General features: G+C 60.6%; 23 protein-coding genes and 1 pseudogene. 11 read left to right on the top strand and 13 right to left on the bottom strand.

What is annotated here, in order from left to right; genetic code table 11:
* Positions 1-4: 4 nt before the first annotated feature.
* A complete protein-coding gene (locus AC1DMS_RS25455; protein WP_015865922.1) occupies positions 5-1,273 on the bottom strand; it encodes a CaiB/BaiF CoA transferase family protein in 1,269 nt (422 codons plus the stop codon).
* Between the two features lie 323 nt (positions 1,274-1,596).
* Between AC1DMS_RS25455 and AC1DMS_RS25460 the strand changes: the two genes are divergently transcribed.
* Positions 1,597-2,394 (top strand): enoyl-CoA hydratase/isomerase family protein, encoded by a 798-nt coding sequence (locus AC1DMS_RS25460; RefSeq protein ID WP_436045208.1) that lies wholly within the window; start codon positions 1,597-1,599, stop codon positions 2,392-2,394.
* 374 nt (positions 2,395-2,768) lie between these two features.
* Here the strand turns inward: AC1DMS_RS25460 and AC1DMS_RS25465 are convergent, their stop codons facing one another.
* Positions 2,769-3,425, bottom strand: a complete 657-nt coding sequence (locus tag AC1DMS_RS25465) for a TetR/AcrR family transcriptional regulator (RefSeq protein ID WP_015865920.1) — start codon at positions 3,423-3,425, stop codon at positions 2,769-2,771.
* A gap of 202 nt (positions 3,426-3,627) precedes the next feature.
* Here AC1DMS_RS25465 and AC1DMS_RS25470 point away from each other — a divergent pair, with 202 nt between their 5' ends.
* On the top strand, positions 3,628-3,981 hold the full coding sequence (locus AC1DMS_RS25470; RefSeq protein ID WP_167313248.1) for a hypothetical protein: 354 nt from the start codon (positions 3,628-3,630) through the stop codon (positions 3,979-3,981).
* Between the two features lie 44 nt (positions 3,982-4,025).
* Here AC1DMS_RS25470 and AC1DMS_RS25475 read toward each other — a convergent pair whose 3' ends face one another.
* Genes AC1DMS_RS25475 through AC1DMS_RS25485 form a run of 3 tightly spaced genes read right to left on the bottom strand, consistent with a single transcriptional unit; the run spans position 4,026 to position 8,241 of the window.
* Positions 4,026-6,110, bottom strand: a complete 2,085-nt coding sequence (locus tag AC1DMS_RS25475) for a 3-hydroxyacyl-CoA dehydrogenase NAD-binding domain-containing protein (RefSeq protein WP_015865919.1) — start codon at positions 6,108-6,110, stop codon at positions 4,026-4,028.
* 5 nt (positions 6,111-6,115) lie between these two features.
* Positions 6,116-7,321 carry an acetyl-CoA C-acetyltransferase gene (locus AC1DMS_RS25480; RefSeq protein ID WP_015865918.1) on the bottom strand — a complete coding sequence of 402 codons (1,206 nt, stop codon included), beginning with the start codon at positions 7,319-7,321 and terminating at the stop codon, positions 6,116-6,118.
* Between the two features lie 17 nt (positions 7,322-7,338).
* The gene (locus AC1DMS_RS25485) at positions 7,339-8,241 is read right to left on the bottom strand and encodes a crotonase/enoyl-CoA hydratase family protein (RefSeq protein WP_041945796.1); all 903 of its coding nucleotides are present in this window, start codon (positions 8,239-8,241) and stop codon (positions 7,339-7,341) included.
* A 504-nt stretch (positions 8,242-8,745) separates the two neighbouring features.
* On the opposite strand from AC1DMS_RS25485, the gene AC1DMS_RS25490 reads away from it, so the two are divergent.
* Both AC1DMS_RS25490 and AC1DMS_RS25495 read left to right on the top strand, forming a co-directional pair.
* A complete protein-coding gene (locus AC1DMS_RS25490; RefSeq protein WP_015865916.1) occupies positions 8,746-10,383 on the top strand; it encodes an AMP-binding protein in 1,638 nt (545 codons plus the stop codon).
* Positions 10,384-10,420: 37 nt separating this feature from the next.
* Complete coding sequence (locus tag AC1DMS_RS25495) at positions 10,421-11,653, top strand: branched-chain amino acid ABC transporter substrate-binding protein (RefSeq protein WP_015865915.1); 1,233 nt, start codon at positions 10,421-10,423, stop codon at positions 11,651-11,653.
* Positions 11,654-11,785: 132 nt separating this feature from the next.
* Here the strand turns inward: AC1DMS_RS25495 and AC1DMS_RS25500 are convergent, their stop codons facing one another.
* Positions 11,786-12,160, bottom strand: a complete 375-nt coding sequence (locus AC1DMS_RS25500; protein WP_080515788.1) for an FAD-dependent oxidoreductase — start codon at positions 12,158-12,160, stop codon at positions 11,786-11,788.
* Positions 12,161-12,277: 117 nt separating this feature from the next.
* Positions 12,278-12,592: a MoaF-related domain-containing protein gene (locus AC1DMS_RS25505; protein ID WP_015865914.1), complete on the bottom strand. Its 315-nt coding sequence runs from the start codon at positions 12,590-12,592 to the stop codon at positions 12,278-12,280.
* 274 nt (positions 12,593-12,866) lie between these two features.
* Between AC1DMS_RS25505 and AC1DMS_RS25510 the strand changes: the two genes are divergently transcribed.
* Positions 12,867-13,784 carry a LysR family transcriptional regulator gene (locus tag AC1DMS_RS25510; protein WP_015865912.1) on the top strand — a complete coding sequence of 306 codons (918 nt, stop codon included), beginning with the start codon at positions 12,867-12,869 and terminating at the stop codon, positions 13,782-13,784.
* A gap of 89 nt (positions 13,785-13,873) precedes the next feature.
* Here AC1DMS_RS25510 and AC1DMS_RS25515 read toward each other — a convergent pair whose 3' ends face one another.
* Positions 13,874-14,224 (bottom strand): hypothetical protein, encoded by a 351-nt coding sequence (locus AC1DMS_RS25515; protein WP_015865911.1) that lies wholly within the window; start codon positions 14,222-14,224, stop codon positions 13,874-13,876.
* 79 nt (positions 14,225-14,303) lie between these two features.
* Between AC1DMS_RS25515 and AC1DMS_RS25520 the strand changes: the two genes are divergently transcribed.
* Positions 14,304-14,591, top strand: a complete 288-nt coding sequence (locus AC1DMS_RS25520) for a hypothetical protein (RefSeq protein WP_041945794.1) — start codon at positions 14,304-14,306, stop codon at positions 14,589-14,591.
* 6 nt (positions 14,592-14,597) lie between these two features.
* Here AC1DMS_RS25520 and AC1DMS_RS25525 read toward each other — a convergent pair whose 3' ends face one another.
* Together AC1DMS_RS25525 and AC1DMS_RS25530 are read right to left on the bottom strand one after the other, a co-directional pair.
* Entirely contained in the window at positions 14,598-15,005 is a 408-nt protein-coding gene (locus tag AC1DMS_RS25525) for a hypothetical protein (protein ID WP_015865909.1), read from the bottom strand.
* 31 nt (positions 15,006-15,036) lie between these two features.
* Positions 15,037-15,513 (bottom strand): hypothetical protein, encoded by a 477-nt coding sequence (locus AC1DMS_RS25530; RefSeq protein WP_478081921.1) that lies wholly within the window; start codon positions 15,511-15,513, stop codon positions 15,037-15,039.
* On the opposite strand from AC1DMS_RS25530, the gene AC1DMS_RS25535 reads away from it, so the two are divergent.
* Together AC1DMS_RS25535 and AC1DMS_RS25540 are read left to right on the top strand one after the other, a co-directional pair.
* Complete coding sequence (locus AC1DMS_RS25535) at positions 15,512-15,712, top strand: hypothetical protein (RefSeq protein WP_015865907.1); 201 nt, start codon at positions 15,512-15,514, stop codon at positions 15,710-15,712. The genes AC1DMS_RS25530 and AC1DMS_RS25535 overlap by 2 nt on opposite strands.
* 21 nt (positions 15,713-15,733) lie before the next feature.
* A complete protein-coding gene (locus AC1DMS_RS25540) occupies positions 15,734-16,174 on the top strand; it encodes a helix-turn-helix domain-containing protein (RefSeq protein WP_015865906.1) in 441 nt (146 codons plus the stop codon).
* A gap of 337 nt (positions 16,175-16,511) precedes the next feature.
* Here AC1DMS_RS25540 and AC1DMS_RS25545 read toward each other — a convergent pair whose 3' ends face one another.
* Both AC1DMS_RS25545 and AC1DMS_RS25550 read right to left on the bottom strand, forming a co-directional pair.
* Positions 16,512-17,216 (bottom strand): hypothetical protein, encoded by a 705-nt coding sequence (locus tag AC1DMS_RS25545; protein ID WP_015865905.1) that lies wholly within the window; start codon positions 17,214-17,216, stop codon positions 16,512-16,514.
* Complete coding sequence (locus tag AC1DMS_RS25550) at positions 17,209-17,811, bottom strand: hypothetical protein (protein WP_015865904.1); 603 nt, start codon at positions 17,809-17,811, stop codon at positions 17,209-17,211. Before AC1DMS_RS25550 ends, AC1DMS_RS25545 begins: the two co-directional genes overlap by 8 nt.
* Positions 17,812-17,955: 144 nt before the next feature.
* Between AC1DMS_RS25550 and AC1DMS_RS25555 the strand changes: the two genes are divergently transcribed.
* The 3 genes and pseudogenes from AC1DMS_RS25555 to AC1DMS_RS25565 all read left to right on the top strand — a co-directional run.
* Positions 17,956-18,474 (top strand): hypothetical protein, encoded by a 519-nt coding sequence (locus AC1DMS_RS25555; protein WP_015865903.1) that lies wholly within the window; start codon positions 17,956-17,958, stop codon positions 18,472-18,474.
* Positions 18,471-18,875, top strand: a complete 405-nt coding sequence (locus tag AC1DMS_RS25560) for a hypothetical protein (protein ID WP_015865902.1) — start codon at positions 18,471-18,473, stop codon at positions 18,873-18,875. The genes AC1DMS_RS25555 and AC1DMS_RS25560 overlap by 4 nt, the downstream gene beginning before the upstream one ends.
* 198 nt (positions 18,876-19,073) lie before the next feature.
* A pseudogene (locus AC1DMS_RS25565) lies at positions 19,074-19,319 on the top strand (pyridine nucleotide-disulfide oxidoreductase); the annotation flags it as partial.
* An 18-nt stretch (positions 19,320-19,337) separates the two neighbouring features.
* Here the strand turns inward: AC1DMS_RS25565 and AC1DMS_RS25570 are convergent.
* Positions 19,338-22,424 carry a TrlF family AAA-like ATPase gene (locus AC1DMS_RS25570; protein ID WP_015865901.1) on the bottom strand — a complete coding sequence of 1,029 codons (3,087 nt, stop codon included), beginning with the start codon at positions 22,422-22,424 and terminating at the stop codon, positions 19,338-19,340.
* Between the last annotated feature and the right edge of the window lie 50 nt (positions 22,425-22,474).

Below are 22,474 nucleotides of genomic sequence, written 5' to 3' on the forward strand. Positions count from 1 at the left end.
AACTTCAGATAACGCCCGCGCTGCGCAAGGCCGCAATGCGCTCATCGTCGTAGCCCAGTTCGCGCAGCACCTCGTGCGAGTGCTCACCCAGCAGCGGCGGCGGGCGGCGGTATTGGATGGGGGCATCGGCAAAGCGCATTGGGCTGGCCACCTGCGGCACGTCCACGCCGGCCGGGTGCGGCAGTTTCATGAGCATGCCGCGGGCCTGCACCTGCGGCTCGTCGAAGACCTCAGACACGCTGTTGATGGCGCCGCTGGGCACGCCGGCCGCGTCCAGCGCTGCGATGACTTCGGCACGCTGGCGTGCACCGAAGGCCTGGCGCAGCAAGGCCGACAGTTCGCCACTGTTTCGCACGCGCTGGGCATTGGTGCGAAAGCGCTCGTCCTGCGCCCATTCGCCGTGGCCCAGTACGTCGGCCAGCTTGGCGAACTGGCCGTCGTTGCCTACCACCAGGATCATGTCGCCGTCGGCGCAGGCGAACACGTCCTGCGGCTGGATGTTCGGATGAGCGTTGCCGTTGCGCTGAGGCGTCTTGCCCGACACCAGGAAATTCATCGCTTGGTTGGCCAACGTGGCCACCTGCACGTCGAGCATGCCGATGTCGATGGTGTCGCCAGTTCCGGTCTGGTTGCGCCGCGCCACCGCCGCCAACACCGACACCGCGGTGTACATGCCGGTCATTAGGTCCACGATGGGCACACCCACCTTCTGCGGCCCGCCGCCAGGGCGGCCGTCCCGCTCGCCGGTGACGCTCATCAGGCCACCCATGGCCTGGATCAGGAAGTCGTAAGCGGGTTGGTCGCGGCGCGGGCCGGTCTGGCCGAAGCCGGTGACCGAGCAATAGATCAGACGCGGGTTGATCTTGCGCAGGCTGGCTTGGTCCAAACCATAGCGCTCCAGTGTGCCGGCCTTGTAGTTCTCCAGCACGATGTCTGCCTGCGCTGCCATGTCGCGCACGATCTGCTGGCCTTCGGACGTGTCGATGCTGACGGTGATGGAACGCTTACCGCGGTTGACCGCCAAGTAGTAGCCGGCTTCGCAGGTGTCCTGGCCGCTGGCGTCCTTCAGGAAGGGCGGCCCCCACGAACGGGTGTCGTCGCCGGCGCCGGGACGCTCGACCTTGATGACCTCGGCGCCCAGGTCGGCCAGGATCTGACCGGCCCAGGGCGCCGCGAGGATGCGGCTGAGGTCCAGCACCCGCAGGTGCGACAACGGACCGCTGCGGTTGGATGTGGAAGGGGCTGTGCTTTCAGCGGCGGAAGCTGCGCTCATGCTGTCTCCAGGCTGCTTGTATCGGGTGGATGCCCGCACCGCGCTCATGAGAGTCGGGGTGCGGTGCGGGCTTGCGACAGACTGTAGGCGGTCAAAGTGGGCCGACCTAGGTGTGCCGGCGGCAATGCAGACATGCTGCTGGGAGCACAACGCAGCGCGCGCATAGCAGCTTTGCCTTCAGACGGCTATCGGGCGGGGGCGGCCGGCGCTAGAGTCATTTGGCCGGCCATATCGACACCCGCACGACGCCCTTGGCATCGCAGGAGGTTGGCGTACGGTAATTTTGCGGCCTCTTTTCCCTCCATATCCATCCGATGCCCACCATGCAAGAATCATTCGCCTCTCTCGCAGAACTCCAGGTACACATCGTGGATCAGCACATCGCCGTGCTGACCCTGAACAGCCCACCGGTCAACGCACTCACCCGACGCCTCAACGATGAATTGATCTGGGCGCTGGACCGTATCTCCGAGCTCGACGAGCTAAGGGCGGTCGTGCTGACCGGTGCGGGCAAGATTTTCTGCGCTGGCGCCGACCTGAAGGGCCGCGCCGAGGTCATCAAGGAGCCAGGCGATCTGCGTGCGCATTCGCGCCGCACCCGCGAGTGCTTCCACGCCATCCGGGAATGCTCCAAGCCGGTGGTGGCCGCCATCAACGGTGCCGCGTTGGGTTCGGGGCTGGCCATGGTGGCGTCCAGTGACGTACTGATCGCCTCCGAACGCGCGAGCCTGGGTCTGCCCGAGGTGGACGTGGGCCTGCTTGGCGGCTGCAGCCACGCGATGCGCTTGTTCGGCCATTCCCGCGTGCGGCGCATGATGCTGACCGGCTGGCGCGTTCCGGCCGACGAGCTGTACCGCACCGGCGTGGTGGAGGTTTGCACGCCCCATGACGAGCTGATGCCCACCGCGCTGGAAATGGCCCGCACCATCGCCGCGAAGAGCCCGGTGTCCACCCGCATGGGCAAGCACGCGCTCAACACGCTGGAAGACATGGGCGCATCCTTGCGCGACGGCTACCGCTACGAACAGGACATGACCGCGCAGATCGGCCAAACTGCCGACGCCAAGGAAGCGCAAGCTGCCTTTCGCGAAAAGCGCGCCCCTGTTTTCATCGGCCGCTGATCCCTTTTGCATACGCCTGTGTCTTGGAACGAGCCGCCGGTTGCCATTACCTTTTTATGACGCGCTTCCATACCGTCCAACCCATGTATAACGCCGCTGCGTTGGAAGTTGGCGCGATACATAGCGCCGCCGCAAGGACTACCCGGGAAGTGCATCGAGAATGCCAGCTACGTGCGTGATGAAGAGGCCATAGCCGCCGATGAGGTTCCGCCACCGTCGAACTTGGATTTTGGCGGTGTCATCATGAATATTCGTGCGTACGAGTGTTCTCAGGGGCCAAGCGGGTGCAGCTCTCCATAGTCGTTGTCATGGGCTGAACTCATCCCGCTGTGACGGGCCGTGGAAGCCTAAAGAAGGCGGTTCGAGCTGAGCGGTCAGGTGGTGGAGGTATCGTCCAACATGATCCGAATCGCTCTCAGCCAGGTGGTCATCTGCTTCTGTCGCTGAGATGGCCTTCCGCTGATGATTCCGGTCACCGCCTGTCCCCGCAAAAAGGCGAGTGTCGATCCCATTACCTCAGCGGCGTCAGGGCGTTCTGCTATGGAGGGAAACAGCATCCGCATCACTCGGTCACTCTCTTTGCGTGCGCCGCGCTCTGCAGCCTGAAGGGCGGTGCGAAGTTCGATGTCCGTACGGGAAATCGCCCACAGTTCCAGTTCGGCGAGATAGGCCGGTTTTGCCATCGTGGTGGCCAGCACCTTCACCGCCCTCTCGAATGGATCTTCAGCAACACCGACTTTGGCAAGCGCCTCGTGGACTGCTGCTTCGTTTCTTCGGACAAGTTCCTGCACCGTCGAAGACAGCAACTCCGCATGAGTTGGAAAGTGATGGAGTAGGGCGCCGCGGCTTACACCTGCGCGTCGCTGGACCGCCAAGGTGGTGGTGCGAGCCGTGCCTTGCTCAATCAGCAGCTCGACAGCAGCGTTCAGGATTCGGGGTTTGATTGCAACTTCTGGAGCTGCCAATGCATTTGCAAGCTGACTACTGACAACCCCGCTGCTTCGCATTCGAATAGGTTTAATTGCTTCCATACGAGTCTCTGAATCAAACCGACGAACGTGGCTTGCCGGAGGGAGTTTACAGGTGCATCGCAGTACGGAAGATGAAAGTACATATCAGCCGAGTCCCGCCTCACAAGGTTCAAGAATGCAAGTTACCTATGACCTGAACACATTGTGAACCGAGGCTCTTGGATTCCGTCGATCTCTGCCCCTACGTGTGCGTGATGGGCGTTTGAAGGACATGATCATCCGCGGCGGTGAGAACATCTACCCAGCAGATCTCGAGGTTCGACTGCTCGAACATTCGGACATCGTCAACGTTACTGTGATTGGAGCAGACCACGATGGAGGGAGATTGTGTGCGCGGCCAGCAGAACTGCTGCGACACGACGTGCTGCATGCCGACGAGACCCCTGTGGCGATGCTCAAGCCCGGAGCGGGCAAGACGCGGGCCAATCGCGCTCGGTCGCTAGAACTGGCTGTTCGCCGGATCCCTGCGCGCAGGCAAACGAGCCGCCGCCGTCATGAGCCTGGTCCACACGGCGCTATGCCGCGCACGGCATCGCCGATTGCACAAGGTTCATGACAATCGCCGTGCGCGGGCCAGCCAATTCGCCGACCGGTGTGCATTCACGGCGTGAATCGCCCACCATGAGCTGCAGCAAGCGCATGGGCTTGCGCCATGAACCTGTCCCGGCCCATTGCTGCGACGTATTGGAGTACGCCACCTGTCCATGCGGGGAATCCGAAGCCCAAGACCGAGCCGACATTGGCGTCATGTGCATGCGTCACCACGCCTTCGGCCTCGCAGCGCAACGCCTCGACAGCCTGACGCATTAGTAGGCGCTCGCTCAATGCAGCGAGCGTCCACGACGTTTCGGGGCGCTCAAACGCTTTCAAGCCCGGCCAGAGTGTCTTAGGTGCGTCCTCGGTATAGTCGTAGTAACCGCCCCCAAGAACGCGTCCCTTGCGACCGTGTTGCCTGCATAGCGCAATCATGAAGCGCTCGCCCACGTCCAACGCATCACTGGCGTTCTGCTCCATAATTTTCGCCAGCGTGACCAGCGAAATCTCGTCCGCCACGGTCAGCGGACCCACCGGCATGCCGGCGTCACGGCCGGCCAGTTCCACCACCGTCGCCGGAATGCCCTCGGCCAGCATCTGCGCACCTTCAGCCATGTAGGAGCCGACGGTTCGGCTGGTAAAGAAGCCGCGGGCGTCACGCACCACGATTGGTGTCTTGCCGATCTGCAGCACGAAGTCGTAGGCCCTGGCTAACGTCTCGGCACTGGTCTTCTCGGCAACGACGATCTCCACGAGCTCCATCCTGTCGGCAGGTGAAAAGAAGTGCAGGCCGATGAAGCGCTCGGGCATGCTGACCGCTTCGGCTAGCCCGGTGATGGGCAGGGTCGACGTGTTGCTCGCGAAGACGCCGTCTGGACGCAGGCACGGCTCGGCTTCGCCGGTCGCGCGGCCTTTGAGCGCGCGATCCTCGAACACCGTCTCGATAATGAGGTCGCTGCCGTCCAACGCCGACACCTCGGCGGCGGGCTCGATGCGCTCCAGAATCGCAGCCTGCTGAGACGGCGTCATGCGCCCCGCATGCACACGCTGATCGGTCAGACGGCGGACACGCTCCTTGCCGGCCTCGGCAAATTCGATGCTCACATCCTTCAACACCACGTTCAGACTGTGCGCTGCACAGACCTGCGCGATCCCGGCCCCCATCATGCCCGCCCCCAGGATGCTTACCTTGCCCGCTTGCCACGGCGCGACACCCTGTGGGCGTGACCGCCCCCGCCTGACGGCATTGCGGTCGAAGAAGAGTTGGATCAGGTTGCGCGTGACAGGGTGTGTCAGCAGGCCGACGAGCGCTCGCGTTTCCAGCCGCAGCGCGGTGTCCACATCCAATTGCGCCCCTTCCACCATGCAACTCAAGGCCGCTTCAGCGGCTGGGTATCTCCCCCTCGTCTTTTGGAAAAGCATCGCCGGCGCCAGCATCTGCAGCGGTGCCAGCTTCGGACAGCCCGGCGCGCCGCCGGGGATGCGGTGTCCCTTGACCTCCCAAGGCTGCTGCGCCTGTGGATGGGCCTCGATCCACGCCAATGCAGCCTCGCGCAGCGCTGCGGCGGCGCCGAGACCGGACGGCACCACGGCGTGTACGAGACCAGCATCTCGTGCTGCGCTCGGACTCATCACTCGGCTCTCCAGGATGTACGGCATGGCGGACTCGAGCCCTAGCAGACGCACGAGTTTGGTCACGCCTCCCCCCGCGGGAATCAGGCCGAGGCCAACCTCCGGAAAGCCGAGTTGCACTCTGGCATCGTCGACAACCACGCGGTGGTGCGCGCACAGTGCGAGCTCGAAGCCGCCGCCCAGTGCGCTGCCGGCAATGCACGCCACCACCGGACAGCCCAAGGTTTCCAGTCGGCGCAGCAGCTTCTTGCCCGCCTCGGTGCGCGCAAACACCTGCGCGGGATCGGCGGGCCACTGCGCAAGCACGTCCTTCAAGTTGGCGCCGGCAAAGAACGTGTCCTTGGCGGAAGCGAGGATGACACCGCGTGGCCGGCTGCCCCCTTCGCTCATGCGATCGAGCGCGGCTTGCATGTCGGTCCGCCAAGCATCGTTGAAAGTATTGACAGAGGCATCGAGATCGTCGAAGGTCAGTGTGACAACGCCAGTGCCGGTGTCGAGGTCGTACTGAAGAGTCTTCATGGAGTTCAGATCCGTTCGAAGATGGAGGCGATGCCCATGCCGGCGCCGACGCACAGCGTGACCAGTCCATAGCGCAGCTGGCGCCGTTCCAGCTCATCTAACAGTGTGGTGACGAGGATCGCGCCGGTAGCGCCCAGCGGGTGCCCCAATGCGATCGCACCACCGTTGACGTTGACCTTCTCGTGCGGCACCTTCATGTGCTTCATGAAATGCAGGGGTACGCTCGCAAACGCCTCGTTGACTTCGAACAGGTCGATCTGGTCGACCGTGAGGCCGGCGCGCTGCAGCGCTTTGCGCGCGGCTGGCACCGGACCGGTCAACATGAGGGTCGGTTCACTGCCGGTGAGCGCAACTGCCACGACGCGCGCGCGCGGCGTCCATCCCAGCGCAGCGCCCACACGCTCATTGCCGACCAACACCGCAGCGGCGCCATCCACGACGCCCGAACTGTTCCCTGGGGTGTGTACGTGCCGGACGCGGTCGAGCTGCGGATAGCGGCGCAGCGCGACGGCGTCGAAGCCCATATGGCCGGCCTGCTCGAACGAAGGCTTGAGCGCCGCCAAGCCAGCCATCGTGCTGTCAGGCCGCACGAATTCATCGTGGTCCAGGATCATCAAGCCGTTGCCATCGCGAATGGGTACGACGCTGCGTGCGAAGCGTCCTTCGGCCAGCGCCCTTGCGGCGCGTTGCTGCGAAGCAAGTGCATAGGCATCCACGTCCTCACGGGTGAATCCCTCAGTCGATGCAATAAGGTCGGCGGAGATACCTTGCGGCACAAAAGCGTTGTCGATGCTCGTGCGCGGGTCCAGCGCCCACGCTGTTCCATCGCTGCCCATGGGCACCCGACTCATGCTTTCGATGCCTCCCGCGACGATCAAGTCATCCCATCCCGAGCGCACGCGCTGCGCGGCTTGGTTGATGGCATCCAGGCCGGAAGCGCAGAAGCGGTTGATCTGGATGCCACTGGCGTTCCAGTCCCAGCCCGCCGCAAGCGCCGCGATCTTCGGCAGACAGCCCCCCTGGTCTCCTACGGGTGTCACGATGCCCATGACCACATCGTCCACGCGAGCCGTGTCCAGGCTGGTGCGCTGCTGCAAGGCCCGCAGCAATCCGACAGCTAGTGTGATCGGCTTGACCTCGTGCAGCGAGCCGTCGGTCTTGCCCTTGCCGCGCGGAGTGCGAACGGCGTCGTAAACAAAGGCCTCATTCATAGGAAGTGCGGCTGAAGCTATTCGCCACGCCGGGCTTCGATGTCACGAATCAAGGCACGCGCCTCGTCGCCTTCCGGGATGGGCTTGCCGCTGTCGCGCCACTGGATTGCAGCCTTGAAGCCCGCCTCCTGCGCATAACGGCGGAACCATAGGCCCTCGGGGTTGTGGCGCGTGACGCCGTCGAACACAGTCGCGAACATCTGTGTCTGCTCTAGGCCCATCGTCAACATTGCCTGATTCACTACCATCTTGTGCATGGCCAGATGGCTGCGCGGCACGCCGGCGATGCGCAAGGCCAACTGCATCGTGCGCTCCTCGAGTTCGACGGGCGGAGCCACGAGATTGGCCAGGCCCCAATCCGCGGCCGTGCGGCCGTCGAGCACATCGCCGGTGAACATCAACTGCTTGGCCCGCGCCGGCCCGAGTCGGTAGGTCCACATGGCGGTGGTGGGACAGCCCCACACCCGCGTGGGCATGTAGCCGATGCGCGCGTCCTCGGCCATGACCAGCAGATCGCAGCACAGGGCGATGTCGCTGCCGCCGGCCACTGCCGCGCCGTGCACCTTGGCAATCGTGGGTTTGGGGCTGCGCCACAGACTCATGAAGTCCTCGGTGTAGCGCTTCATGCAGGCGTAGTCCACCATCGGATCCCACGGGTACCGCTCCTGCTGGCAGGGATGATCGGCCTGCTGCTCGGCAGTGTCTACGAGGTCGTAGCCACCGCAGAAGCCCTTGCCGGTTCCCTCGACGACGATGACATGCACCTCGTCGTTCGCATTGGCCCATTCGACCGCCGCTCGGATTTCACCGGGCATCGCATGACTGATGGCGTTGAACCGCTCTGGGCGGCTAAGAAGCAGACGGGCGACACGCGGGGATTGCGCGTCCTGTTCGATGGTCAGGGTGGAAAAGGTGGGCACGGGATTCCTGTCTCTGGGATGGTTCATTTCAGCATCAGGCCACTGCGCCTCCGTCGGAGAGCAACTACGCAGTCAGCTATGACTGTTTTTAACAGTCACTTGTGACTGTTATCGTCTCTTTTGTGACATGTCGATGTGGTGGTACTTCATAAACTGCCCCACGATGACAGTTCAATCACTCCTCCCAGTGACGGCATTGCCCAAAGGCCGATTCCGATACCGCAGTGCCAGCGGTCCCAATCGAGACTATGGGCGGTCGCACGTGCCGAGGCAGGGGTGGCGCGATGCTGAAGGCCGAGCGCAAGGCCCGCAAGTACGGCGATGGGGCGGTGCATTCAATGTTTTCATCCATCGATGCGTGCCCCGCCCAGGCGGCTATCGCGACCATGACCTGGAATTCCTGCGCAGCTTGGCGCTGTCCAGCGTCCTGCGCAGTCCTGTGAAACGGCAGCAACTGATCACGCAATGGGTCCACGCGGCCCGGATTCTTCTGGAGACAATGCCATGAGCCACGACTTTCCCGACCCGACACTGTCGCACCTGCCTGCTGACACTTCGGTACCTCTGCTCCTAATGACCACCGGCGATGCCTTGCGGGACGCGGCACGACGCCATCCGGAGCGCATCGCCTTGGTCGAAGTCATGCCGCCGGGCCTGCCGTCGCTCACAGGCGCGAGCGACACGGCGCGCCGCTGGACGTATGCGGAACTGCTTGCTCAGGCCGAACAATGCGCGCACTGGTTGCTTACGCGCTTCACTCCTGGCGAGCGCGTCTGTCTCTGGGCGCCCAACGTGCCTGAGTGGGTCATCCTGCAATACGGCGTGGCACTGGCAGGTCTGGTGCTCGTTACTGCCAACCCGGCGCTGCGCAGCGCCGAACTGCGCTACGCGTTGCGCCAGTCCCGCTGCACCGGGCTGCTGTACACGGCTGAATTCCGCGGCACCGACATGGCCGCAGTCGCGCGTGAGGTGGCAGGAGAAGTGCGCGAGACCTTCTGTCTGCTGAATTGGCAGACCGAGGTCCGCACGCACTCAGCCCGAGGCGAGCTACCGCATGTGCAAGCGCTGGATCCGGCCCAGATCCAGTACACCTCTGGCACCACCGGCAACCCCAAAGGAGCACTGCTGCATCACGCGGGCCTGGTTACAAGTGCCAGGCTGACATGCAACCGGGCCGGCATCGAGGCCAGCGTCGTAATCAGCCCCATGCCGCTGTTCCACACCGCAGGTGCAGTACTCAGTTCCCTGGGCTGTGTGACAACCGGATCGACCTACGTGCTGCCGCTGCTGTTTGAGCCTGAAACGCTCATGCGGGCGATCGCATTAGAGCGCTGCGACGTGTTCTATGGTGTTCCGACCATGCAGATCGCGATGCTTGATCACCCCAAGCGCGACCAGTACGACCTCAGCACTCTGCGTGTTGCCATCTCCGGCGGCGCCCCCGTTCCGCCCGAGCTGCTGCACCGCATCGAAACCGGCTTTCATTGCGATCTGCTGACGCTCTACGGACAGACCGAATGCAGCCCGACGATCAGCATGGTCGGCCCCAACGACAACCAGGAGGACAAAGCAACGACAGTGGGCCAACCTCTGCCACAAGTCGAAATTCGCATCGCGGATCCCGCCTCGGGAAAAACCCAATCCGTCGGAGCTGAAGGGGAAATCGAAGTGCGCGGCCCTCAGTGCATGCTTGGCTATTTCGAGATGCCAGAGGAAACTGCCCAGACAATGCGGCCCGATGGCTGGTTGCGCACTGGCGATCTCGGCACCCTGGACCGGCGCGGCTATCTACGGGTCACAGGCCGACTCAAGGACATGATCATTCGCGGTGGCGAGAACATCTATCCCGCCGAGGTCGAGGCGCGTCTGATGGAGCATGCCACCGTTGCCATGGCTGTGGTATTCGGCATCCCTGACGCCAGATGGGGCGAGGTGGTGGGCGCGGCCGTGCAGATCCGAGCGGGTATGCCGCTGCCGGCGGCCGAGGCGCTGCGCGCGCACTGCCTCTCAATGCTTGCGCCTCAAAAGCTGCCGACTGTCTGGTTCAGTTGCGACGCCTTTCCGCTGACGGCGTCGGGGAAGGTGCAGAAATTCCGCCTGCGGGAACTCGCCGAGACGAATCAGCTGACTCAAATGGTTTAGCCCAGACCAGATCAACTTTCTTGACAGGAGACATCCCATGAAGCTTGCCATCAAAATTGCTACGGCAATCGCCGCCTTAGCCTATGCCACTGCTGCCTCCGCGCAGAGGGGAGAAACCGTCAAGATCGCCTGGATCGACCCCCTGTCAGGTCTGATGGCACCCTCGGGCTCGAACGCGGTCAAGACCTTCCAGTTCTTTGCCGACAAGTTCAGCGGCTCGAACAACCCGGCTGGTGTGAGGTTCGAGGTAGTGCCGTTCGACAGCAAGCTCAGCCCCGCCGAGAGCCTCAATGCGCTCAAGAGTGCCTCAGACAAGGGTATTCGCTACATCACAGCCGGGGGCGGCTCAGCGGCGGTCGCTGCGTTGATAGATGGCGTGAACAAGCACAACGCTCGTAATCCGGGCAAGGAGGTTCTGCTCCTTAACTATGCCGCAGTCGATCCGGATCTCACCGACAGCAAATGCAGCTACTGGCATTTCCGCTTCGACGCCAACACCGCCATGAAGATGGAGGCGCTAACCACTTTCCTGAAGGACGACAAGGACATCAGGAAGGTCTACCTGTTCAACCAGAACTACGCGCACGGCCACCAGATGGTGCGCCTCGCGAAGGAAAACCTGGCGCGCAAGCGGCCCGATGTTGAGATCGTCGGTGAAGACCTGCACCCCTTGGCGCAGGTACGGGACTTCGCACCCTACATTGCCAAGATCAAGGCCTCGGGTGCAGATACGGTGATTTCCGGCAATTGGGGCTCGGACCTAGCGCTGCTGATCAAGGCCGCCAACGAGAGCGGCTTCGACGGCAAGTTCTATACCCTTTACGCCGGCATGACGGGCACCCCTGCCGCTTTGGGAGAGGGCGGCGGCGGCCGTGTGTTTCAGATCGCCAACAACCATTACAACATGGGCGGCGACATAGGCAAGTGGACAGCCGAGTTCAAGGAACGGTTCAAGGAGGATCTGTATTTTTCCCAGGTCAGCCACGTGTTCATGAGCCTGGGCGAAACCATGGCCAAAACCCGATCCACGGATCCTGTAAAAGTCGCCGCAGCGATGGAGGGCCTGCGCTTCAAGGGTTTCAACGGAGAGGTCGAGATGCGCAAGACCGATCATCAAATGCAGCAGTCGCTGTTTATGACGGTCTGGCAGAAAGCCGACGACAAATATCCTTACAGTGTCGAGAACACTGGAATGACGTTGGCACCGGCCCGAGCGTTTCCGGCCTACATCGCGAGCACACCGACTAGTTGCCAGATGAAGCGGCCCTGATGCCAGCGACGGGGCCGGTGCAACGCTTGGGCGTAAGCATAGATAGGAATCGCGTGCCGTGGTCACGCAGCTACGGGCGTAAACGATGTCAATTGGAACCGGCGTGCCGGTCGATCTTTTGCCAACCATCGGTCATCTTCCCGTTTTTGGACGAGACAAACGCCGAGGCGAGATGAGCACCCAGAATCGATCGATGAACCTGTTCGATTTTTTCGACGACCGACGCCCCACAAAACGGTAGCGATTGCTGTGGTACGGCATCAGATCGATAGCCGGAGCACGATCTAGAACCAAGTCAGAAATTACCTGGGCTGAGCCGCATGCCATCGTCCAACCCATTGCACCGTGGCCGCAGTTGAGCCAGAGATTTCGATGCTTCGCCGATCCAAGAAAGGGCAGATTGTCCGGACTCATCGGGCGCCTGCCGACCCATTTGGAAGGCGCGCCACACGCGGAAGAGGAGAAGGTCGGAGAAGGTCGTCCAATACCCGTGGCGCGCGCAGCAATGTGATGTCGGGAAAATCGTTCATATGGATCGAGAGATTGCGAGCGGCAGACGTATGACTGGTTCGACCAACTTGTCGCCGCTACCGCTCGGCTGCGTGCGAAGCCTCGTCGAGGTAGCTAAATTCTTTGTACCGTGCCCTGAAGCACCACGCGTTGGCCGCCGGGAAGCACCAGGACTGTGTTGACCGAGCCTGCGTCGTAGTTGACAACCTGCGCCACGACCAGACCGTCGGCCTCGGTCCATGACAACAGATGCTGTTCGGGGTGCAGCGGTACGCGGTCGACGACTTCCTTTCCCTCACGGCCCTTGTTCTCGCCGGCTACGCAGCGCCAGCGCAACGCATCATCGTCGTCGACATCCACTTCGTAGACGACGCCCCCTGGGTACTCGAAACGGAAACGGCCCAGATGCGGGGCTGCAGGTGCGGTCATTATTTTTCTCCTATTAAGAGGCAAGATTGGAAGGCCCGGCGATCCATGCTGGTGCCTTTGCGGGGCGTGCAAGGCAACTACGTCAACCTCGGCGAGAGGCTCACTGGCACCGCAGTCAGAAGGCAGGAAGGACCGTTTGTCGCCGCGGGCGCCACGAGAATCAGAGTCGGTCAAACCTTCTTCCACCCTGTGAAGTCCCGAGTGTTCACGAAGAGCCTTTCTTGAACAATCAGCTAATATTGATCGGTCTTCAACCTGTGCTTGATAATCCAACATGCCGCTGACCCGATTTACGTTGCGCCAGTTGGAGGCTTTCACGTCGGTCGCCGAGATGCGCAGTTTCAGCACAGCGGCAGGCCAAATGGGACTGACAGTTCAAGCTGTGAGCCAGCTGGTTGCAGAGCTCGAGGCGACTGTGGGTTTCAGGCTGTTGGAGCGCACCACGAGGCGCGTGGAACTCAGCAGCGCGGGGCGGGACTATCTCGCCTCGGCCAAGACCGTGCTGCGCCACGTGGGAGACGCAGAGATGGCGGCCAACGATGTCCGGAACCGCGCGTCTGGGCTGGTACGGGTGGGCGCTCCGCTGGTGCTCGCTTCCATGGCACTGCCGCAGGCAATCTCCCGATATTCCCGTGATCGGCCGAAGGTTGTCGTTCGCATTCGGGACGTGGCTGTGGATCGTCTGGTGGACGCCGTCTCTTCCGGTGACGTCGACATCGCCGTCGGTCCTGATCGCGCACTTGGCGGCGCCGTGGCGGCTCAGACGCTGTTTGACAGTCCCTGGGTGCTTTGGTGCGCACCGTCGCACCCCTTGGCATCGCGCAAGCGCGTTCGCTGGGCCGATCTGCGCAATGTTCCTCTGGTCGTTACGGGAAGAGATCACGAATTGGGCGTGGAACGCATGCGGCTGAACGCACCTGACGAAGAGCGTGTAACACCAGTCGAAATTGTCGATAACACCACCACGGCATTTGGTATTTCGGCGCAGGGCTTTGCCGCCACACTGGCCCCCGACTACGTCGGCGTGCTGGCGACAGCATTCGGACTGGTCATGCTGCGTGTGGTCGAACCAGAGACAGTGCGCAAGGTATGTCTGTATCGGCCTCTTGGAAGGTCGCTCTCGCCGGCGGCGCAGGACTTCGCAGATTTTTTGGCGATGGAGTTGAAGCAGCAGAACGTTGCCAGCTCCTAGAACCCCCGTGTGCGGCGGATCCTTTTTTTTGAAGGAGACTTAGCTCCTGCCCAGGCAAAGACAACGGACAAGCGTGATCGCTATCCGTGTTAGCCGCTGTCGCTGCTCACGCCCAACTCCAATCCGCCGCCTCGCAACGCAGCTTGCAGCGATGCGCTTTCCTCAGCAGAAAATCCATCGAAGTAGATCTGCAGCGTCTCCCCGCAGCTGAGAAACAGATCCTTGTCCGGCGCGGCCCAAAGCTGGATCCCATGTCCGGCCGCCGCTGCAAGGAAAGCGAAGGCTTCTTCTGGCGACATCAGGATGATTTCCTCGCCTTGATTGCTCCAGCCCGTGATCTTGGCGCTGATGGGATGCTCGAACCTCCATCCCAATATTTGCAGGACCTCAAGCAGCTGTGCGCAGCTCTCCGGCGGGAGACGGGCAATCTCTTTGGTCATGGCCAGAAATCGTAGCTGCTACGGCGCGACGCGCGAAAGTTGACCGCATCGTGAACGATTTCCAGCAGGTTGACGAACGTTGACATTCCTGTCGGCCGCGCCCGCTTACAACATCTTCTCGACAACAGGGGAGATCAAGATGAGTCAGATGGCGGTCATGGTGAGCGAGTCGGAGCCCGGCGAATTCCGCTTCTCGCTCTTGGGTTCGGTCAGCGGTCCGACCGGGCTGTTGAGCTTTCGGCCGTTCGTCTCCGACCAGACAGCGCACTCCAGCGAGATGGAAGCCTGGATTGCCGGCGCGTGCGCGGTCGCAGACTACCTTGTGCGTCCAGTCACGCGCCCAAATGAGCCGGCGCAAATTGATTGAGCGTCCTCACACAGGACGTACCGCGAAATAGGCTTCGTCGGTATCGCCCAGATCGCGAAAGCCCGCCGTTCTGGCCACGTCGAAAGCTTTGATCCAGCGCTTGGCCAGCGCGATCTCGTCTTTGGTGAGATCGCTCTCGCCCGACTCGCTCGCGTTCTGGAACGCGCGCAGCGCCGGCACCAGCTCATGGCCCAGTTGCCGGTCGAGCTCACGCCGGAAGCGCTGCTCCGCCACCTTGACCGCCTCGGCCGCCGAATGCGGATAGTCCGCGAGCCGCACCAGGTAGGCGACGCGCGGTTCCGGTTCCACCTCTTCGAACCGGAATGGCACGTCGTCATCGCTGGCCTCCTGCGGCGCGACATTAACCGGTGCCGCAGGCACCGGCCGCGGGAAGAAGAGTTCAGCTTGGTCCATGGTCATCTCCTTGAGCAAGTTCGGCAACGCGTTACGCACTTCCACCGAGCCCGGAACCACCGCGGCGCGATGGCCAGCGCTGCAGCGCCTTGGCGATCATTTCGCCGTGGCGCTGCGCCTCCAGCCGAGCCGCCTTCGCATCGGGCGGGGCGGGCCGCGGCACCGGCCGGCAGAACCAGCGCTGCGGGTAGGTGTCCGTCTTGATGTTCTTGAGCGCCCGTCCGCGCGGATTGATCTCGGTGCCTTCGATGAAGAAGCCGCCGCGTACCTCGAGCATGGACGCGCGGTTGAGCAACGGGATCACATAGCTCTCCTGGTCGTCGGCCAGCAGCATGGCGATCATCAGGCTGCGGCCCGGGCGCGGGTCATGGATGCGCGGCACGTAGAGCAGCTCTCCGATGCGGCGCGTGTGCTTCACCGCCTCCTTGGTGGACAGCGCCTGGCCCTCGAACCGGTATCTAAACACTTCGCAGTACACCTGTATGAATATACAGTAGTATGGCGGCATGGAAGACGACATTCCGACCGATCTGTGGATCTACTACTGTGCGCAGCAGCTCAAGCGCCATTGGCGGACGGTGGATCCTGAGCAGCTAGAGGAGCTGGCCACCGACCTGGCTTGCGAGGCGCATCTGCGCACGCTGTCGCCGAGGGCGGCGGCACTCAAATGGCTCGAGCCGGTGATGACGCCAGGAGAGGCCAGGTAGCTGGAACGGCACAATGCGCCGATGCCAAACATAGCCTCGATCCTCAAAGCCGAAATCTCCCGCGTCGCTCGCAAAGAAGTGCGCGTCGAGATCGAAACCCTCAAGAAAGCATCAGTCGCGCATCGCGCCTCGATTGCCGAACTGCGTCGCCAGGTGAGCGCGCTTGAGAAGGAGCTGCGTCGTGTCGCGAAGGGCGCGGCGCGGTTCGAGGCGGCGCCTGGTTCAGACGCTGAAGCGGCAACGGGCACGAAGCGCCGCTTCAGTGCAACCAGGTTGGCTGCGCATCGGGCCAAGCTCGGGCTGTCCGCGGCGATCTATGGACGGCTGGTAGGCGTCTCCGGGCAGACGATTTACCACTGGGAACAAGGCAAGGCACGACCGCGGACAACGCAGCTCGAAAGCCTTGCGGCAGTAAGGGACCTGGGTGCACGCGAAGTTCTGGAACGGCTAGCCACGCGTTAGCGCGGGAAGACACGAAGAGTCAGATGTCTGATTCGAAGCTACGCGCTTCAGTTGCTACTCAGCGGATTCGCATCCACTGGCAGCACATTAGGGTCGTTCGCACTTATCGACGTTGCTGGCAGGACCGATTGGGCATGTTGTACTCGTGCCAGCGGTTGTACTGTCCAGGTCTGCGGCGTGGATCGGCGTCCCAGAACTTGAAAAGAGTGTCGGTTCCAAGCGCGACGTGGTTCAGCGCGAGCCGGGATCGCCCTCTGCAAGCTCAGCCAGGGGCGTTGACCAGTCAGCGCCTCGAGCGGCGGGCCCGCGAGATTGGAAGTCTTCATTTTGAATCGAGCTAGCCGAAGACGGCGCGGCCGAGCTTGTACAGCACGACCACTGTTGCACTGCCGGCGATGACTACCGGCCACACCAGCGACATTGATGACTTCGAGTTTGCCAAGGCGAACCGGCGCGCGCTCCAAATCATCGATTTCAGCCGCCTCGTGTCGATATAGATGTTCACCTGTTGCTGATTCACGTACACGCCCCCGCCGCCCGGCAGCCACTCAGCCGTCATAGTCATCATGTGATTACCTTGGTTGATCGCAGGCATGGGTCCCGTGAAGGTCACCTTCTCGGGTCCACGGCCCAGCTGTTGGGCCAAGGTGTGCGGAACGAGTTGCGCGTACGCGGCAGAGAGTTGCGGGTGAACGTCCGCCGGAAAAGCCCCGCTCTGGAACCACTTGGTGACGTCGGTCATGTAAACATCGCCAAAGAGTTTCTTGTACCGCGACACGACGCTTTCTGTGAAGAGTCTTGTCGCTTGCTCGACCTCATCAGACCATCGATACCGCCAGCTCATGTAGCCGAGTACCACCAGCGCAGCAACCCAGACTTTCCAGGTCGATAGCTGCACCACGGCTCCGGGCGTTCCTGCTTGGCTCTTGACCGAGAAGAGCCGTTCGAGCACATCAGGTAGTGACACATCGAACCAGGCGACGCCGATGATGATGGCGCTGGTGACAACGAGGTTGCGGCGGATCTTGTCATCGTCATCCATTTTCTGCACCTTCCCCGGCCTTCAACTCGTTGGTCTGCTTCATTGAACGCTCTTCTGCCTGAGTCAGTCCGGGCAACTGCACCGCCTGCACGAGTACATCCCCCGCTCGCATGATCTCTTGATGGCGAGCTTCCATGGTTGGCGTGTGCCCGGTTCCATGGTTTCTCATACCCCCAACATCCTGCCGGACAGAAGGCGCAAGGAAGTAGGCGATCGAAAAGGCATTTCTCGCCTCAGGCTCGAGGTACAAGCAGTTTTCGTCCCACCATCGTTGGCATTCTTCCACCACCGAATTGACGTCGCCGTTCCATAGAACGCCGACCAGCTTTCTCCACAGCGTGAACGCCTCTTGATGTGCCTGCAACCTCTTATCGATCGCGGCCACGCGAAGCTGGTTGTGCGACTTCAAGGACTCCAACAACTGGGCGTTCTGGTGCTTGATGTCTTCGACGATGCGCGTGAGTTCTGGCAAGTCTTCGCGATCCGCTGCGTTTCCGCCCTTCTTCGTTCCATATCCTGTGCCGAAGCTGCGTAGGACGAGGTACGCCATGCCGATGAGGTTCAGCACGATGAGGGTGATTGCGGTAGCGACCATGTTCGAGATTCTCCTGATGCGGCATTGTCCGAGAGCCTTTTGCAGTCACCGTTCCTCGCACTGTCGCAACCCCCGAGTACACCATTTTGTTACGAGTTGCTGCACAATCCATCTCAACAAGACTCACGCAGCAGATCATCGAAAATGAAAGACCATCTCCTGCGAAATTTTTTGAGCTTCTCCGGCGCGTCGGTAGTGATCGGCGTCCTCGGATTTGTGTCTGCTGCAACGGGAATGTTTGTAGACGTGAACTCAAGTATTTCCGTCAAATGGCTTCTCTTTTTGCTGCTTGTACTCGGCACGATAATTGTCATCTTACTTAAGGTGATATTTGACATCTCAAGTCAAAACACCATCCCTGACAATTTTGAGAAGCCTTTCAAATCAATCGCTTCGGAAGAAATATTTCTTATTCACCGAAACGAAAACTTCGCGACAAGCATCGTGGTGGGCGGCTATATCGAATCCGACGAGATCGAGAGGCTCGCGTACATAGCCGTGGTCCATCACGTTCAGGCCAAGTACATCCAAATCAAGGTTGTGAAGGACATGGGTCTGCTTACGAAATTGCCAAGTACGACTGAAGAACTCCGCAATCTAACCTTCCGATCCGTGATACCAACCGACGCAATCCCTCTTCTCACCGGAACACTCACGTCATGACCCGATACTTAGGACAAGTTGTCAAGGTGCTCGATCCTTTCACGGTGGTAGTCAACATAGGCACAGATCAAGGCGTAAAGCCAGACAGCAAGTTTTTAATAGTTGGGCTTGCGGATTTGATAGTCGACCCGACTACAGGAAAAGAACTCGAGCGGCTCGAAATTGTTCGAGGCAAAGTCGGGGTGCAGCATGCCCAGCCTTCGATTGCGACATTGCGGTCGATCGAATGGGATAGATCACCAGACAGTCGAGAAATCAAGAAGGTAACGGGCCGTGGCGCAGGCGGGTTGAGTAACATTTTTGGAAATCAAGACACCGTCACGGAACTGATCACTCCAGGCGACGAAAAATTGCGCCCACTGAGTGAGATCCAAGTTGGCGATCATGTTCTTCGCGCTTAGGTTATATATGGGCGGATGCCGCACGCCGGCCCTCCCATGACGGTAGGCCTAGGGGCCAACTCCCTGCTGCGATCCTCGCGCGAGTCAGAGCTGAATAGCGTTCTTCAAGAGCCCGGCGCTCTTCGCGCGTAAAAACACGCGGTGCTGTCGATCAGGTGGTAGCACCCAGGGCTGCAGCCGTGCGGCCGCATCTCGGCCACCGCTCGCGAATTCGACGCTGTGATCTGGTGCACAGGCTTTCGCGCGGCCTTGGACCATCTCATATCGCTCGACGCTGTCGGGGACGGAAAGGTCCCGGTCGCAGGAACTCGCTCGCGCGACGTGCCCGGCCTGTGGCTGGTGGGTTATGGAGAATGGACCGGCCCGGCCTCGGCAACGCTCATCGGAGTCATGCGCGCGGCCAGAAGCACCGCGGTCGAGATCGGCGGTTTTTTGGGAGTTTGAACAGGCAGCTGCGCGCGCTCAGTGGTACTTGATGCGGCGATTGTTGAACGCCGGCATCGTGCCTTCCAGAACATTGACGACGTGCCCGTTGATGGCTGGGTTCTCGATGGAGCCGGCGAGATAGGAGATCTTCGATGCATTCTTCCGATCGAATACCGACCAGATAACCTGCTCCGCATCACAGACGACCGCGAGATTCGGATTGTGGGTGACCATAATGATCTGCCGACGTTTCTTAGCCTCGGTCAAGACTGGGACCAGTAAGCTCACCACAGTCTCGTTGTCTAGATTCTCCTCAGGCTGATCCAGAATGATCGGATTGCGCCCCTTATCGACCAGCAAATAGAAGATGAGAAGTAGCGCGCCGCGTTGACCAGGTGACAGTTGCTCGATTTGTGCATCTTGGAAAAGCAACGAGTAACGCGGCTCAAGGAATGAAAGCCCGAAGAGCAAATCGTAAACATCGCTTGCCAGCTTGTCTTTTCTCAACACAGGGCCGATGCCGACGGTATCCTTGTTACCGCCGGACGCAGCCACGACAATCTTTCCGTGCAGCGCTTCAACGAAGCTGAGCACGTCTGCTCGCGTGTTGAAGTCGTACTCTTCGGCCAGTTTTCGTACGGTGCCGTAGCTCTCGTCTTCGCCCCGAAATTCCTTTGAGTTCTGTTTAATTAGGTCGAAGAGAGACGTCGCAACTCCGTCTGCTGAGCCACCCAGTGTCGCTTGGAACTGGAGCTTGTACTCGTCGCGGATCAGGCTGTTGCTATGGATCAAGTCTTGAACGGGTTTGAAGAGAGACTCGCGCGCCTTCCGCTGAGCATCCAGAATGTCAAAAATCTCTCCAGCCAACGTCGCGCGATGTTCCCTGTGCGTTTGCAGAAGGTCGGGCAGGCTATCAATCTGCGCGATACGCGTTTGCAACCCCTTCAATGTCTCTGGCGCATCAGGTGTACCAGTCAGCTCTGCGAGTTTGGCCTCCCAGTCGACCAAGGATTTCAGGTTTTGCTGGTACAGAAGCTGCGGCGCATTGAGTTTTGCGTTGAGCGCTGTCTGCTCCGCAAGCAAATTGGCTCGCTGAGTGACGACATCGCCAGCCGACGCCACAGTTTTTGCTTGCTCGTCAGGAATCGAAACCGAAATCTTGTCGAGTGGCTGGTGATTCAGTTCAATCGTCACGAGGTCAGACGCCTGCAAACCGAGAGTGGTGAGATCCGTCGCCGTGTCTTCGAGAAATTGCGTACGAGAGCGGTCGAGTAGGCGCAAGCGCTCGCGCACGTTCTGGATTGCCTTGAGCTTGCCGGCAAGTGCCAGGGCGGTGGCGGCATTCGAGGCCGCGGATTTCTCGAGGTTTTGCATCTGGTTCGAGATGGCCTCCAGCGAGGCCGCCGCTTGCTGCTGCTCGAGCGACAACTCGACGGCAGGTTTTTCCATCACCGCTGGCTTGATCTTGATGTGCTCCTCAATCTGGCGATTCTTGATGGCCAGTTGCTCTTGGATCGCACTTCGAACCTCAGGTTGAAGCTGCGTCTCGTAGCCCGCAATTTCCTGGTTCACTCTTCGCAGGTCTTTTCTGAATTCGTTGAGCTGATGTCGAAAGCTGCTCTCCTGCTCCTCGATAAGCTGGTCAAAGTCGAGTGCACCAAGGCGGATTGAAGCATCTGTGTGGGAGAAGATGACTGCTCGCAGTTCGTTTTCGAAGGCATTGGAACGACCAGTGACATGCGCGTTGCACAATTCTTCGAAATGACCTTGGGGAATGTATCGGACGAGTTCCACCTTTTCCTCCGGTGGATCGTCGTTAAGGTTTCGATCCTCCGTGCTGCCATCGAGCCATGACAGCGTTGCGGTGAAGTGCTTTGCAGGGTCCCCAGACTTCCCCCTGAATCTCTCCTTCTTCAAGAAGGAGAAATGAGCTTTCTGTCGCGAGTTGCCAAGCAGCGCGATCACGTCAGCGAGCGCGCTTTTCCCGCTGCCCTTGTTTCCGATGATCGCCACCAGATCAGGGTTCAGCGGCAGATTGGTGCCAGCAAGCCACGCTCCACCTGTTGTGGATCCCGGGATCTTAGTGATTGAGACGCTGTCGATGAAGAACGTCTTGTTTTTGGAAATTTCGGTCTTCTTTTCCGGGCGCTCGCCGATGTAGGAACGTTTTGCCGGCTCCATGATGGCCTGAAGAAGACCATGAAACGAAGGGTCAGCCTTGATCCAGGTCGCCTTTCCGGACGGGTAATCCCCATAGCCACGTCTGTCGTTGTCCCCCTTCACGCCCACGAAGCAGTGGGCGTCACTTCCAGAGACGACAAGCCTGGGAACGTTGCATAGGGCGTTCTGAAAGCTCTTGATGAACTTCGAATTGCCGGGCGTGACCTCACCGACGAAAGCGCCGCGGAGGTCGATGTTCCGAGACTCGAAGATAGGCGAAGTCTTGAACAGGCCTAGGAAATACGCATAGTGCTCATGCCATTTGACCTCGGCGAGACCGTCACTTGTATCCCATGGCATGAACCCGATCGCATGCCCGTGTGGCACCTTCTCGATTGCGTTCTTGTAGCTGTCACAGTTGATCTCCGCAATCTTGGAGCCGGCCAAGAGCGCCTTTTCATCGTCGGCATCGACTTCAACTTTCTTGAAACCATGGATCTTCAGCTTGTCGTCCGACGCGGCGCGCCCTAGCAGCACAAGGGATGCATCCGACAGCGGCCGACCCACGACTTCGACGAGCAGCGCCGCTTTGAAATCGTGCAGAACCTGATCTGCAACGGCATCAGAGAAAAGAACGTGAGCATTGAGGCGGCCCGGCATCGGAGCTACTAGCCGCAGTTCGATTCCCGGAAAGATGGTCTTCGTGAGTTTGGGAGCCCCTGGTTCTTTGAGCCGTCGTCGCAGTGCAAACCAGCCGTCAAAGGTCCAGTAATCCATCAACGCGAAGACCGTTGGTTCTGCGGCATTGAACGCAGCGATCATTTCGTCGATGAGCAAGCGGTTCTCATCCGAGTTGGGGTCGGCATTGAACCTCTTTCCTCGCCAATGAAACGAGGCGGGCGTATGGACATGCAGATCCCACTGCCGCCACTCGGAGCCTCGCTCAAATTTTTCTTGATTCATTACCTCATGCCTGCTCGTTGTTTTTCGTTCTAGGTGGCTACATGGGACTC

It is taken from the genome of Variovorax sp. 05T418 (genome assembly GCF_056396385.1).